Annotated in this window: 12 protein-coding genes; 11 read left to right on the top strand and 1 reads right to left on the bottom strand. The window is 68.9% G+C overall.

Features of this window, described 5'->3' with window-relative positions; translation table 11 throughout:
* Nucleotides 1-130 precede the first annotated feature (130 nt).
* The 3 genes from ABGB10_RS23625 (at nucleotide 131) to ABGB10_RS23615 (ending at nucleotide 4916) form a co-directional block, all read left to right on the top strand.
* Nucleotides 131-1129, top strand: coding sequence for a PaaX family transcriptional regulator C-terminal domain-containing protein (locus ABGB10_RS23625; RefSeq protein ID WP_347663137.1), 999 nt, complete (start codon nucleotides 131-133; stop codon nucleotides 1127-1129).
* Nucleotides 1130-1574: 445 nt separating this feature from the next.
* A complete protein-coding gene (locus ABGB10_RS23620) occupies nucleotides 1575-3041 on the top strand; it encodes an endo-1,4-beta-xylanase (protein ID WP_347663136.1) in 1467 nt (488 codons plus the stop codon).
* A gap of 486 nt (nucleotides 3042-3527) precedes the next feature.
* Nucleotides 3528-4916, top strand: a complete 1389-nt coding sequence (locus ABGB10_RS23615; protein ID WP_347663135.1) for an RICIN domain-containing protein — start codon at nucleotides 3528-3530, stop codon at nucleotides 4914-4916.
* 76 nt (nucleotides 4917-4992) lie between these two features.
* Here the strand turns inward: ABGB10_RS23615 and ABGB10_RS23610 are convergent, their stop codons facing one another.
* On the bottom strand, nucleotides 4993-5763 hold the full coding sequence (locus ABGB10_RS23610) for a FadR/GntR family transcriptional regulator (RefSeq protein WP_347663134.1): 771 nt from the start codon (nucleotides 5761-5763) through the stop codon (nucleotides 4993-4995).
* Nucleotides 5764-6019: 256 nt separating this feature from the next.
* Between ABGB10_RS23610 and ABGB10_RS23605 the strand changes: the two genes are divergently transcribed.
* The 8 genes from ABGB10_RS23605 (at nucleotide 6020) to ABGB10_RS23570 (ending at nucleotide 13944) form a co-directional block, all read left to right on the top strand.
* Nucleotides 6020-7171, top strand: coding sequence for an extracellular solute-binding protein (locus tag ABGB10_RS23605; RefSeq protein ID WP_347663133.1), 1152 nt, complete (start codon nucleotides 6020-6022; stop codon nucleotides 7169-7171).
* 4 nt (nucleotides 7172-7175) lie between these two features.
* Nucleotides 7176-8156, top strand: a complete 981-nt coding sequence (locus ABGB10_RS23600) for a sugar ABC transporter permease (RefSeq protein WP_347663132.1) — start codon at nucleotides 7176-7178, stop codon at nucleotides 8154-8156.
* Nucleotides 8156-8983 (top strand): carbohydrate ABC transporter permease, encoded by an 828-nt coding sequence (locus ABGB10_RS23595; RefSeq protein ID WP_347663131.1) that lies wholly within the window; start codon nucleotides 8156-8158, stop codon nucleotides 8981-8983. Before ABGB10_RS23600 ends, ABGB10_RS23595 begins: the two co-directional genes overlap by 1 nt.
* Before the next feature lies 1 nt (nucleotide 8984).
* A complete protein-coding gene (locus ABGB10_RS23590; protein ID WP_347663130.1) occupies nucleotides 8985-10205 on the top strand; it encodes a mandelate racemase/muconate lactonizing enzyme family protein in 1221 nt (406 codons plus the stop codon).
* Between the two features lie 109 nt (nucleotides 10206-10314).
* Nucleotides 10315-11340 (top strand): alcohol dehydrogenase catalytic domain-containing protein, encoded by a 1026-nt coding sequence (locus ABGB10_RS23585; protein WP_347663129.1) that lies wholly within the window; start codon nucleotides 10315-10317, stop codon nucleotides 11338-11340.
* Nucleotides 11337-12098: an SDR family NAD(P)-dependent oxidoreductase gene (locus tag ABGB10_RS23580; protein ID WP_347663128.1), complete on the top strand. Its 762-nt coding sequence runs from the start codon at nucleotides 11337-11339 to the stop codon at nucleotides 12096-12098. The genes ABGB10_RS23585 and ABGB10_RS23580 overlap by 4 nt, the downstream gene beginning before the upstream one ends.
* Nucleotides 12095-12973, top strand: coding sequence for an amidohydrolase family protein (locus ABGB10_RS23575; RefSeq protein WP_347663127.1), 879 nt, complete (start codon nucleotides 12095-12097; stop codon nucleotides 12971-12973). Before ABGB10_RS23580 ends, ABGB10_RS23575 begins: the two co-directional genes overlap by 4 nt.
* Entirely contained in the window at nucleotides 12970-13944 is a 975-nt protein-coding gene (locus tag ABGB10_RS23570) for an aldo/keto reductase (RefSeq protein ID WP_347663126.1), read from the top strand. The genes ABGB10_RS23575 and ABGB10_RS23570 overlap by 4 nt, the downstream gene beginning before the upstream one ends.
* Nucleotides 13945-13970: the final 26 nt, after the last annotated feature.

Genomic DNA, 13970 nt, shown 5'->3' with positions numbered 1-13970 from the left:
GGCAATTAGTGTTCCCCTCGGCCCTGCAAGTGTCAATCGAAGCATCTCGATTTGCGCGTGATCCCGGGGGTCGGCGGGGCGGCGATCCGTCTACAGTCGTCACACCGTCCCTGAAGAGCACGGAGCGCCTGTGGCAAGCCCGTTCGACATCGACGAGATATATCCGGACGACGGAGACCATGAACTCCGGCTGCCCCGGCGGCAGGTGGGCAACTCGCCCCAGGGGGTCGCCGTGACCCTGCTGGCGGACTACACCCTGCGGACTCGTGTCTCCCTCCCGTCCGCCGCCATCGTGGCGCTGCTCGGAGAGACCGGCGTGACGACGGCCGGGGCGCGCACCGCGATCAGCCGGCTGGCTCGCCGGGGCGTACTGGAGGGCAGTCGACTGGGACGCCGCAGCTCGTACCGGCTCAGCCGCGCCGCGGCCGCCAGCCTCTCCGCCGGCGCCCACTGGATCCTCACCTCCACCACCTCGACGGTGCGATGGGACGGGTGCTGGACGGTCGTCGCCTTCTCGCTGCCGCAGGAGTTGAGCACCCAGCGGCGAGCCCTACGGGCTCAGCTGCGGTGGCTCGGCTACGCGCCGTTGTACGACGGGCTGTGGATCTCGCCACGCGAACTGAACGCCCCGGCTCGGGCCCGTCTCGAACAGCTCACCCTCGGTGCCGTGACGGTGTTTCGCGGCCGGCAGGCCCCGCTCGGGTCGGCGATTCATCGTGCCCCGATCGAGGCCTGGGACATCGAGGCGATCAGCCGGAGTTACGACGCGTTCCTCCGACGCTGGACGCCGCTGCTGCCCAGGGTGGTCTCCGGGGAGGTCGACGGTGTTGCCGCGGTACGGGCGCGTACCGAGGTGATGGACACCTTCCGGCGGTTCCCCGCACTCGATCCGCAGCTGCCCGTGGAACTCCTCCCGGAGGGGTGGCTCCGGCGGCCGGCACAGGAGTTGTTCGCGGCGGTCTACGACGGCCTCGCCGCGCCCGCCGAGCGGCACGTTCGGGCGGTCGTCGCCCGGTTCACCGACAGCACGCAGCCCGGCATCCGGGCGCACACCACCGCCGACATGCTTGCCGGAGTTCGTGTCGAGGCGAGCCTGGCGGAGCGGGGGCCCGGCGGGTCTGCTGGCTGACGACCGCCCGCTGCTGCGGCTGGTGCGCGCAGTCGCCACCCAGTCTCTCCTGGCTGTGAGCGATAACAGGACCACCGTCAGGCGTCTCCCGGCGGTCCGGCCCGTCCACGGACTGCGTGCCGCATGGCAGCGATCCTCGCAGGCAGCCGATGGTAGGCGATACGAGGTGTTCCGGCGCGTGGGCGTGAACGGCTCGTTTCGTCTTGACGAACGGCATGTTATCGCTCACCCTCGATATCGAGGTTTATCGTTTCGCTGGGTTCACCGGGCGAGCCCTGCGGGTCGTACCTCGAATCCGGCGTCCCCTCCGGGCAGGCGGACGTCACCTCAGGGCTCCCGGCAGTGCCGGCGAACGCCTTCCCCAACCGCGTGCGCCGCACCAGGCGGCCGTCCTGATCGACGTGGCACATCACCACCACCGATGCACCCACTGAAAAGGAACGACATGAAATCACGCAGAACGTTGCTGGCGGCGGCGACCCTCGCCGTCGCCCTCACCACCGGCATGACCGTGGCGCTGACTCCCGCAGCCGGCGCCGGCACGACGTTGAAGGCGGCAGCGGCCGAGAAGGGTCGCTACTTCGGCGCGGCTGTCGCCGTCAACAAGTTGTCCACCAGCGCCTACACGACGATTCTGAACCGTGAGTTCAACGATGTCGTGGCCGAGAACGAGATGAAGTGGGCCTCCAACGAGCCGCAGCAGGGCGTGTTCAACCACTCCAGTGGTGATCGCCTGGTCAGCCATGCGCAGGCCAACGGCATGAGCGTACGGGGTCACACCCTGCTGTGGCACGCGCAGCAGCCGGGTTGGGCGCAGGGCATGTCGGGCAGCGCGTTGCGCAACGCCGCGATCAACCACGTCACCCAGGTCGCCACGCACTACCGGGGGAAGATCCACTCGTGGGATGTGGTGAACGAGGCGTTCGCCGATGGTGGTTCGGGTGGGCGGCGTGACTCGAATCTGCAGCGTACGGGTAATGACTGGATCGAGGCGGCGTTCCGGGCGGCGCGGGCTGCGGATCCGGGTGCGAAGTTGTGTTACAACGACTACAACACCGACGGGATCAACGCGAAGTCGACGGGGATCTACAACATGGTGCGGGACTTCAAGTCCCGTGGTGTGCCGATCGACTGCGTGGGGTTCCAGTCGCACCTGGGCACCTCGTTGGCCGGTGACTACCAGGCGAACCTGCAGCGTTTCGCCGACCTCGGCGTGGATGTGCAGATCACCGAGCTGGACGTGATGACGGGTGGCAACCAGGCGAACATCTTCGGTGCGGTCACCCGCGCCTGCCTGGCTGTCTCGCGCTGCACCGGCATCACCACGTGGGGCGTGCGCGACTGTGACTCGTGGCGTGGGTCGGACAATGCGCTGCTGTTCGACTGCAACGGCAACAAGAAGGCCGCGTACACCGCCGTCCTGGACGCGCTCAACGGCGGCTCGACTCCGCCCACCACGCCTCCGCCGGGTTCCGGGGTGGACACCAGTGCCTGGTACGTGCTGCTGAACCGGAACAGCGGCAAGGCCCTGGACCTGTACGCCTCGGCCACCAACGACGGTGCGCGGATCAGCCAGTGGTCGCGGAACAACGGCACCAACCAGCAGTGGCAGTTCGTGGACTCGGGGAGCGGCTACTACCGGCTGAAGTCCCGGCACTCCAGCAAGGTGCTCGATGTCAGCGGCTTCTCGACCGCCGACGGCGGTGCGATCGTGCAGTGGTCCGACCTCAACGGCACGAACCAGCAGTTCCGGATCGCCAACTCGGCTGACGGATACCTGCGTCTGATCAACCGCAACAGCGGTAAGGCCGTCGAGGTGCAGGGCGCGTCCACCGCGGACGGAGGAAACGTCGTCCAGTACGCCGACTGGGGTGGCAACAACCAGCAGTGGCAGTTGGTCCGGATCGGATAGCGACCGGACGAGACAGGTGGCAAGGACGGCGGCCCGCCCCCACCCGGGGCGGGCCGCTGTTTGTGCCCGCTGAGGAAGTGCCGCTCGCCCGATCAGCGCCGCCCCATCGTTCATCGACTGTGAGCGATAACAACAGGTACGTCAAGTCACTGCTTCGTCGAGACTCGAAGACCCGAGGGGCCGCTACCAGCGCCCATGCCAGTGGCCGTGGGGAACCTCGAAGAATAGATGCCAATCGTTTGACGTATGACGTCTTTAGCGCTAATTTTCACCCGCGGGCCATGTGGCTGCCGGGAGCCAGACGGGCACCGCACACCCGGCGCGGGCCTGCTCCCCGGTCGGTCCGTGGCTTGGGTCCAAGGTCGCTCGGCGGCGGCCGAATCTCGAAACCCCAGACGTGCTGACGCCACCACCAGTCGCCAGCACGCACGCCAGGGCACGCGCGTGCGTTCTGCTCGTGGGTGACCCCGATCGAAGGAGTGGACCATGAAGGTCATCGGTGAGGCTCGTCCCGCCTCTCCACCAAGACATCGCTGGCGGTCAGGGTTGGCCACGGCGGCGGCCGCGGTCATGGCGGCCAGCGCGCTCGTCGCGGTCAACCCGGCGCCCGCGGCGGCGGCGACCGTGGATACCAACGCCTGGTACGTCCTGGTCAACCGCAACAGCGGCAAGGCGCTGGACCTGTACGGCTCGGCCACCAACGACGGCGCGCGGATCAGCCAGTGGACCCGCAACAACGGCGCCAATCAGCAGTGGCAGTTCGTGGACTCGGGAGGCGGCTACTACCGCGTGAAGTCCCGGCACTCCGGCAAGGTCCTCGATGTCAGCGGCTTCTCGACCGCCGACGGCGGCGCGATCGTGCAGTGGTCCGACCTCAACGGGACGAACCAGCAGTTCCGCCTGGCCGATTCGGACGGCGGCCACGTCCGACTGATCAGCCGGCACAGCAGTAAGGCGGTGGAGGTGCAGGGAGCCTCCACGACCGACGGTGGCAACATCGTGCAGTACGCCGACTGGAACGGCGCCAACCAGCAGTGGCAGCTCATCCGTACCGACGGCGGCACCGACCCGCCACCGTCCGGTGGCAGCGGATGTGGCAAGGCGCCGACGCTGTCCAGCGGCACGCACACGATCCAGAGCAACGGCAAGAGCCGAACCTTCACCCTGCGCGTGCCGGCCAACTACAACAACAGCAACCCCTACCGGCTGATCTTCGCGTTCCACTGGCGGGGCGGCACCATGCAGGACGTCTCGTCCGGCGGCACCAGCGGAACGCCGTGGTCCTACTACGGGCAGCAGGAGCAGTCGAACAACAGCGCGATCCTGGTCGCCCCGCAGGGATTCGGCAATGGTTGGGGCAACTCCGGCGGTGAGGACATCACCTTCGTCGATGACATGATCAGCCGGATCGAGAGCAGCCTCTGTGTCAACCCGCGGCAGCGGTTCGCCCTCGGCTTCAGTTGGGGCGGCGGCATGAGCTACGCCATCGCCTGCGCCCGGGCCACCGTCTTCCGGGCCGTCGCGGTCATCTCCGGTGGGCAGATCAGCGGGTGCAGCGGCGGGACGCAGCCCATCGCGTACTTCGGGCTGCACGGCATCTCGGACAACGTCCTGAGCATCTCCCAGGGGCGGTCGCTGCGCGACACGTTCGTCCGGAACAACGGGTGCACCGCCCAGAACCCGCCCGAGCCGGGGGCGGGTAGCCGCACCCACATCACGACCACCTACTCGGGCTGCCGGTCCGGTTACCCGGTGCAGTGGGCCGCGTACGACAACGGCCACATGCCCGGCCCGGTGGACGGAACCTACGCCGAGAGTGGCATCACGACCTGGACCAAGGGTGAGATCTGGAGGTTCTTCGCGCAGTTCTCCTGACCCTGGTCGCCGGCGAGGCCGGCGCTGACGTCGGCGGCAGCGTCCGCTCCCGTGCCTGGGAGTGTGGCGCTGCCGCTCAGCGTTGCAGACGAACCGGCTTGCCCGAACCGCTGCGGCGGACCAGCCAGGCCTCGGTGATGTGGGTGAACATCGCCTCGGCGGCGCCCTCGGAGTCGTGGGCGGCGATGCGCTCGTAGATCCGCCGGTGGCCCTGGTTGGACGCCACGCACAGGGAGCGCTCGGTGCGGCCCATGTAGCTGGCGGTGTTGATGACCTGGCTCTCCAGTGCGCGTACGACACCGCGGGCGATGCGGTTGCCGGAGGCCTGCATGATCGTGTCGTGGAAGGCCCGGTCATGCTCGTGGTAGGTCACGTGGTCGTCGACCAGCTCGTCCATCCTGTCGACCATGGCCCGCAGGCGGTCGATGGTCTCCGCGTCGGCGAGCCGGGCGGCGACGTTCGCCATGTCGGACTCGAGCACCCGTCGGGTGACGACCAGGTCGTCCAGGATCGCGAGGCTGTCGTCCTCGGCGATGGTGGCCGCGAGGACCAGTTCGTCGAGCATGTGCCACTGTGACGCCGGGGTGACCATGGTGCCGGCGCCCTGGCGGACCTGCACCAGCCCCTTCTCCTGAAGGATCTTGACTGCTTCCCGGACGACGGTCCGGCTCACCGAGAAGGTCTCGCAGAGGATCGGCTCGGGAGGCAGGGACGTCCCCGACGGGTGTACGCCACGGACGATGCGCTGCACGAGTTCGGCGGTGACCGCCCGGGCGAGGTTTGTCGGTCGACGTACCCACGCCGGGGTTGGCGGATTGTTCAGCGCTGTCTCCTGAGCTGGCGTCATGTCCCCTCCGAATGACTCGCCGTGGCACGACGTCCCGACCAGTCTACGGCCGAGTATTGACGTCACACGTCATACGAGTTACTTTCCGATCAACGATGGCAGACGGCAGGGTCGTCGGCCACCCCACTTTCAGAGGTGACAACTCATGAGACAGCGCGCAATATGGTCGGCCGTCTTCGTTGTTGGATTGGCCCTGACCGGCTGTGGAAGTGCTAGCGACTCGAGCTCGTCCAAGGGCTCCGACGGCAAGTTGGTGGTGTGGGACTGGAAGTCCGGTGAGCCCTTCGCCAAATCGTATCTGGACAAGACGAAGGCCGACTTCAAGAAGAAGCACCCGGACGTCACGGTCGAGTTCGTCGCGCAACCCTTCGACCAGTACTACACGTTGCTCGGTGCGGCGATCCAGTCCGGCAAGGGCCCGGACGTCATGCTGTTCAACGGGGGTGGCCAGATCCGCGACCGGGTGGACGCGTTGGTGCCGCTCAACGACTACGTGGCCGAGGACAAGCAGCGGCTGGCCGGCTGGGAGGCGTTCACAAAGGACGACAAGGTCTACGCCGCCCCGGTGACGCTGCAGGGCTACCCCATCTACTACAACAAGGCGATCTACCAGAAGGCCGGACTCGACCCGGCGAGCCCTGCCACCACGTGGGACAAGTTCGTCGCCGACTGCGCCGCCATCGCCAAGGCCAGTTCCAGGTGCTTCGCCCTCGGTAACAAGGAGGGCGTCGGCATCCAGTTCTGGCTCTCCAGCATGGGGTCGGTCACCCTCCCCGCTGCGGAGTACGACGCCTGGATCACCGGCAAGCGCGACTGGAACTCGCCCAACGTGAAGCGGATCTTCGAGCTCTGGAAGGAGACCGGCGACAAGAAGATGAACACGGACGGGGCCAACTCGACCGCGATGTTCAACGACTCCTTCGCCGCCTTCCAGTCCGGCAAGGCCGCCCACGTCATGGGCCTCATGTCGGACGTGGGGCACTGGCAGGACTTCAACGAGTTCCTGACCCCGGAGAAGCTCGGCGTGATGAAGGCCCCGGTCGTCACCGCAGGCACCACTCCGAGTCTTCCGTACGACGGTGGCATCGGTTACGCGGTCGCCAAGTGGACCAAGGACCCGAAGGTGGCCGCCGACCTGGTGCGCTCGCTGAGCTCGGCCGACGCGCTGAAGGCGTTCTATGCCGACGCCGGCGCGATCGCAGCCGACACCACGATCGACGTGTCGCAGGCCGGCCCGGCCGCCACCACGATCGTCGGTGAGCTGAAGACCGGCAAGCCCGCTCTGCACGTCGCGCTCTCCTCGAAGACGATCGACCTGATGGGACGGCTCTCCCAGCAGCTGCTCAGCGGTTCGATCACCGTCGACGAGGTGGTGAAGCAGTTGGCCGCTTCCGACCAGGCGGGCTGACCTCGTGCCGATCGGAAACACGCAACCGTCGGTCCGTCTGGCTTCGGCCGGACGGGCCGGCGGTCCGGCGGCCACATCCTCCGCACATCGGGGTGGCACCCGTCCCCGTCGCACCCGTAGCGGCCTCGGGGCGGAGCGCTTCGCCCCCTACATCCTGGTCGCTCCGGCCGTCCTGATCATCGTGGCGCTGCGGCTCTACCCGCTGATCCTCGGAGTCAACTTCTCCTTCACCGGCGACGGTGACCGGAACGGAGAAGCGGTCGGGTTCGGCAACTACCAGGAGCTGTTCGGTGACCCGCTGTTCCGTACCGCGCTGGGCAACGTCGGCCTGCTGGTGTTGCTGCTTCCGGTGGCGGTGGCGATCCCCGGTCTCCTCGCCACCTTCATCTACCTCCGGGTGCCGGGCCACCGCTTCTACCGCAGCGTCTACTTCTTTCCCGCGGTGCTCTCACCGGTCATCGTCGGGGCGATCTTCAACCTGCTGCTCGCCTTCGACGGCCCCGTCAACGCCGTCCTCGGCTCGGTCGGGGTCGGCCCGGTGGACTGGCTCGGTGACCCGGACGTCGCGATGTTCGTGGTGGTGGGCGTCCACATCTGGGCCACCTTCGGGATGGCCCTGGTGGTGTTCCTCGCCGGGTTCGCCACGCTCGACGCCGCGCTGTTGGACGCCGCCCGGGTGGATGGCGCGTCACTGCGCCAGGTCGTCTGGCACGTGATCATCCCGAGCCTCTCGCGGACCATCCAGTTCGTCTTCGTGACCACGATGATCGGGATGTTGACCTCCATGTTCGGGCTGCTGTTCGTCATGACCAGCGGTGGTCCCGAGGGCTCGACGTACCTGCCGGAGTACTACATCTGGATCCAGCAGGGCCAGATGAACCGCCCGGCGCTGGCGTCCGCCGCATCGACGATTCTCTTCGCGATCATGCTCGTGGTGGGGATGTTGCAGATCAAACTGCTCGAACGATCGGGAAAGGTGGACTGATGCCCCGCGTCCGTCTGGGATGGTGGATGCTCGCCATCCCGATGTCACTGCTCGCGGTGGCGACGATCTACCCCCTGCTCTTCACCGCCAACGTCGCGATGAAGACCCGCCGGGACTACATCCTGGACCGGTTCTCCCTGACCAGCACCCTGCAATGGGAGAACATCAGCACGGCGTGGACCAGCGTCGGCATGGGCCGCTACTTCGTCAACTCACTGATCGTGGTGACGGCGTCGGTGCTGCTGCTGCTCCTGCTCGGGTCGATGGCCGGCTTCGCCCTGAGCCAGTTGCGGTTCCGTGGTTCGTCGGCGTTGTTCCTGGGCTGCCTCGCGGGACTCTTCATCCCGTTTCAGGTGATCATGGTGCCGCTCGCGCGGATAATGGCCGACACCGCGCTGATCGACACGTACCCCGGTCTGGTCCTCGTCTACGTGGCCCAGTTCCTGCCCTTCACCGTCTTCCTGATGACGAGCTACTACAAGGGCATCCCACCGGAGATCATCGATGCCGCCCGGATCGACGGCAACACCGTCTACGGCGTGTATCGCCGGATCATGCTGCCCCTGGGCCGCCCGGCGCTGCTGTCGGTCGGCATCCTCAACGCCCTGTTCTGCTGGAACGACGTCCTCATGGCGCTGGTGATGATGCCGTCGGCCGAGAACCGGACGCTCATGATCGGGGTGACCTCGTTGCGAGGGCAGTACTCCGACAACATCCCCACCTTCGCCTCCGGGGTGCTGATCGCCGCGATACCCGTCCTTCTGGTCTACCTGTTCCTCCAGCGCCAAATTGCCGACGGCGTCGCCGCCGGTTCCACGAAGGGTTGACATGCGGATCACGGGTTATCGGACGCTCACCACGGTCCAGGAATGGGGGCGCCCCGTCGGCGACGCCAACGGCGTGTTCGCCGACGGGGTCGTCCCGGTCTCGATCGTCCTCGTCGACACCGACGAGGGCATCACGGGCGTCGGCCTCGGGCCGCACGTCGAGATCGAGCGGATCTTCGCCGCGATCGAGGGCGAGGACCCCCGTGCGGTGACAACGTTGTACGACCGCATGCTGCGGCACACCTTCAAGGCCGGCCACGCGGGGCCGGTGTTCGGCACCATCGGTGCTCTCGACACCGCACTGTGGGACATCAAGGCGCAGGCTGCCGGTGAGCCACTGTGGCGGCTGCTGGGCGGACGTGACCGGCGGGTCAACGCCTACGCCTCCGGTCTGGACATCGGTCTGACCGACGACGAGCTCGTCTCGGCGTACGAGGTCTACGCCAGCTATGGCCTGCGGGCCGCCAAGCTCAAGGGCGGCCTCGACATCGAGCGGGACCGGCACCGGCTCGGCCTGGTCAGAGACGTCCTGGCCGAGGCCGGGCACGGCCGGCGGCCAGGTCTGATGCTCGACGTCAACGAGGCATGGACCCGGAAGCAGGCCGTGCGGCACGTCTGCGAACTCGAACGCGCCCTCGACCTCATCTGGATCGAGGAGCCCGTCCGACGTTGGGACGCCGAGGGCCACGCCGCCGTCAGCCGAGGAGTGTGCGCGTCGGTCGCCACCGGGGAGAACCTCACCGGGCTCGAGCAGTACCGCCCGCTGATCGCGGCCGGCGCGGTCGACATCGTCCAGATGGCCGCCGTCTGGGGGGTCACCCACTTCCTGCGGGTGTCCGCCCTGGCCCACGCCCACGACCTGCCGGTCAGCCCCATCGGCAACAGCCCGGTCGGGCTGCTGCACGCCGCGACCTCGGTGCCGAACCACCTGACCAGCGAGCTGCAGGACCTTCACCGACCGGTCGGTGTCTCCATCGACCTGCACGTCGAGGACGGCGCCTTCATCCTCGGCGACTCACCCGGGCTGGGTGTCCGCGTCGACGAGGAGTTGATCCGGGCCGCCAACCGCCGCCCGCAGGCGCAGACGGCCGACAGTCCCAACGTCCGGCCGGAGCGGGCCGGCCGCCGGTTGCTGGCCGGTGTCGACGGTATCGTCGCCGGCCGGCAGGTGCCCGTCGTGTCGCTGAATTCGCACAACGAGGTGGCGTCCAGCGGGCGGTAGCGAGCTGAGCACCACATCAGGAGGAACGTGGGTGCACCGCCGCGGCGGTGCACCCACGCCCATGCACGGTCGGCACGACCGACGTACCGACCGTCGAGACGGAGGATCGATGAAGGCAGTCGTCTACCGGGGGGCGCGTCACCTCGGAATCGAAGACCGTGAACCGGCGCCACCCGGTCCAGGACAGGTGCGGATCGACGTGGCCTACACCGGAATCTGCGGCACCGACCTGCACATCTACCACGGGGACATGGACGCCCGGGTCGGTGATTCCGCGATCATCGGGCACGAGATGTCCGGGCGGATCGCCGCCGTCGGTGCGGACGTCGACGGCTGGAGCGTCGGCCAGCCCGTCACCGTGATGCCGACCCGCCCGTGCGGACAGTGCGCGGCCTGCCAGCGCGGCACCTCGCACATCTGCCACGCCATGAACTTCCTCGGTATCGACTCACCGGGCGCCATGCAGTCGTCCTGGAACGTGCCGGCGGAGCTGGTCCTGCCACTGCCCGAGGAACTACCGCTCGACCACGCGGCGCTCGTGGAGCCGGTCGCGGTCGCCGTGCACGACGTCCGGCGGGGCAAGGTGTCCGCCGACGACCAGGTGGTCGTGGTCGGCGGTGGGCCGGTGGGGGTGCTCATCGCGACCGTCGCGCAGAGCCGTGGCGCGCGGGTGCTCCTGGTCGAGCCGGACCCGTACCGGCGTGAGGTGGCGGGCGGCGTCGGGATCGAGGCCGTCGACCCCGGGTCGACCGATGTCGTGGCACTTGTCAACGACCGTACCGACGGAGCGGGCGCCGACATCGCCTTCGAGGTGTCCGGCGCTGCCGCCGGTGTCACCACGGCGGTCGACGTCCTCACCACCCGGGGACGGTTGGTGATGGTGGCGATCCACCCCAAGCCCCGCGAGGTCAATCTGCACCGGTTCTTCTGGCGCGAGCTGGAACTCCTCGGCGCCCGGCTCTACCAGCGAGACGACATGGTGGAGGCGATCCGGTTGGTCGCCTCGGGTGCGATCCCGGCACGACAGCTCATCTCCCGGGTCGAGCCGATCGACGGGGCCGCCGCCGCCTTCACGGCGCTCGAAGGTGGCGGCGTCATGAAGGTGCTGCTCGATCTGCAGGGAGGCAACCAGTGACAGCACTGTTCGACCTGTCCGGACAGACCGCCGTCGTGACCGGGGCCCGGCGCGGCATCGGCCTCGCCATGGCCGAGGCCCTGGCCCTGGCCGGCGCTGACATCGTCGGCGTCTCCGCCCAGCTCGAAGCGAACGGCAGCGAGGTCGAACGCCGGGTGCAGGCCGCCGGCCGCCGGTTCACCGGACTGCGGGCCGACCTCGGTGACCGGGCCGCCGTGCACCGGCTGGCCCGGGACCTCACCGCTCTCGGGCCGGTCGACATCCTGGTCAACAACGGTGGCACGATCGCCCGCACTCCGGCCGCGGAGCATCCGGACGAGATGTGGGACCAGGTCATCGAGGTGAACCTCAGCAGCCAGTTCGTCCTGAGCCGGGAGATCGGCCGGACGATGGTCGAGCGCGGCCGAGGGAAGATCATTTTCACGGCGTCGCTGCTGAGTTTCCAGGGCGGTATCACCGTCCCCGGCTACGCCGCGTCGAAGTCGGGCGTGGCCGGCCTCACCAAGGCACTGGCCAACGAGTGGGCGGCCCACGGGGTGAACGTCAACGCGATCGCCCCGGGCTACATCGCCACCGACAACACCCAGGCGCTGCGCGACGATCCCGACCGTAACCAGGCGATCCTCGGTCGGATTCCGGCCGCCCGGTGGGGTCGGGCCGACGATCTCGGCGGTGCCACGGTGTTCCTGGCCTCGGCCGCGTCCGACTACGTCAACGGGATCGTGCTGCCCGTCGACGGCGGTTGGCTGGGCCGATGACCGGCGGACAGGGGCCCGGGCGAGCCGGGATCGTCGACGCGCACCACCACCTCTGGGTCCGCGCACGGCACCCACAGTCGTGGATCGACCCGGTGACGATGGCGGCCATCGACGCCGACTTCGAGCCCGCCGATCTCGCGCCGCTGGCCCGGGCCGCCGGGGTCACCGCGACCGTGGTGGTGCAGTCCATCGCGTCGGAGGCGGAGACGGTGGACCTGCTGGGCATCGCGGCCGAGGACACCCTCGTCCGTGGGGTCGTCGGCTGGGTGGACCTGACCGCCGCCGACGTCGCCGCCCGCATCGACCGGCTGCGGGCGGCACCGGGCGGGGAACGCCTCGTCGGCATCCGTCATCTCGTGCAGAGCGAGACCGACCCGGCGTACCTGGACCGTCCGGACGTCCGGCGAGGGATCGCCGCGGTGGGTGCGGCGGGTCTGGTGTTCGACCTGCTGGTCCGCCAGCACCAGCTACCGATGGCCGCGCGCCTGGCGCACGACCTGCCGGAGGTGAGCTTCGTCCTCGACCACCTGGGCAAGCCCGCGCTGGGCCGTCCGGAGATGACGGAGTGGACCCGCGACCTGCGGGCGTTGGCGGACGCGCCCAACACGACGGCGAAGATCTCCGGGCTGGTGACGGAGGTGGATGGGGCGTCCTGGACGCCGGGAGACCTCCGACCGGCCGTCGAGGACGCGCTCGACGCGTTCGGGCCGGACCGACTGATGTACGGCTCGGACTGGCCGGTCTGCCTGCTCGCCAGCTCGTACGCTCGGTGGGTCGAGGCGCTGGCGGAGCTGCTGGGAGACCACGACACGGCCGGCCAGGCGGCGGTCTGGGGCGACACGGCACGCCGGGTCTACGGGCTGGAGGCGGCGTGAGGGCGCGGGCACTGGCGCTCCGACCGGAGGTACGCCTCACCGAGCTGGGCTTCGGCGCGGCCCAGGGCGGCAACCTGTACCGGACGACGACGGACGAGGAGTTCGCGTCGGCGGTCGACACGGCGTGGGAGGCGGGTGTCCGGTACTACGACACCGCGCCGCACTACGGGCTGGGGTTGTCCGAGCGTCGGCTCGGCGCTGCCCTGCGTGAGCGGCCACGTGACGAGTACGTGGTGTCGACGAAGGTCGGCCGACTCCTGGTGCCGTCGCCGCAGAACGCGCACCTGCGGGACTCCGGCGGGTTCGACGTCCCGGCCAGCCACCGGCGGGTCTGGGACTTCAGCCGCGACGGCGTTCTCCGCTCGATCGAGGCCAGCCTGGACCGTACCGGGCTGGACCGGGTCGACGTGGTCTACCTGCACGACCCGGACGACCACTGGGAGCAGGCGGCACGCGAAGCCGTACCCGCCCTGGTCGAGCTGCGTGACCAGGGCGTCGTGGGCGCGATCGGCGCCGGCATGAACCAGTCGGCCATGCTGGCGCGGTTCGTGCGGGAGACCGACGTCGACGTGCTGATGTGCGCCGGGCGGTACACCCTGCTGGAGCAGGGCGCGGCGGACGACCTGTTGCCGGTCGCCGAGAGCCGGGGGGTGGGCGTGGTCATCGCGGGCGTCTACAACTCGGGGCTGCTGTCACGGGAGCGGCCACCGGCCGACGCCGTCTACAACTACCAGCAGGCTCCCGCAGACCTGATCGAGCGGGCGCGACGGATCGCGGCGGTCTGCGAGACGTACGGCGTGACCCTGCCGCAGGCGGCGCTCGCCTTCGTGCGCAGGCACCCGGCAGTGGTGTCGACGGTCGTCGGTGTGCGCAACGGCGCGCAGGTGACCGAGACGGTGCAGCGGTTCGAGACCGCCGTGCCCGACGAGCTCTGGGACGCGTTGGCGACAGCGGGGCTGCTCGCCGCGTAGCCGGGCCAGTACGACGCCGCCGGACG

The sequence above is a fragment of the Micromonospora sp. B9E7 genome (assembly GCF_039871815.1).
Lineage (GTDB): Bacteria > Actinomycetota > Actinomycetes > Mycobacteriales > Micromonosporaceae > Micromonospora.
Note: the sequence above shows the minus strand (reverse complement) of the source record. Positions and strands in the feature narration are given on the sequence as shown.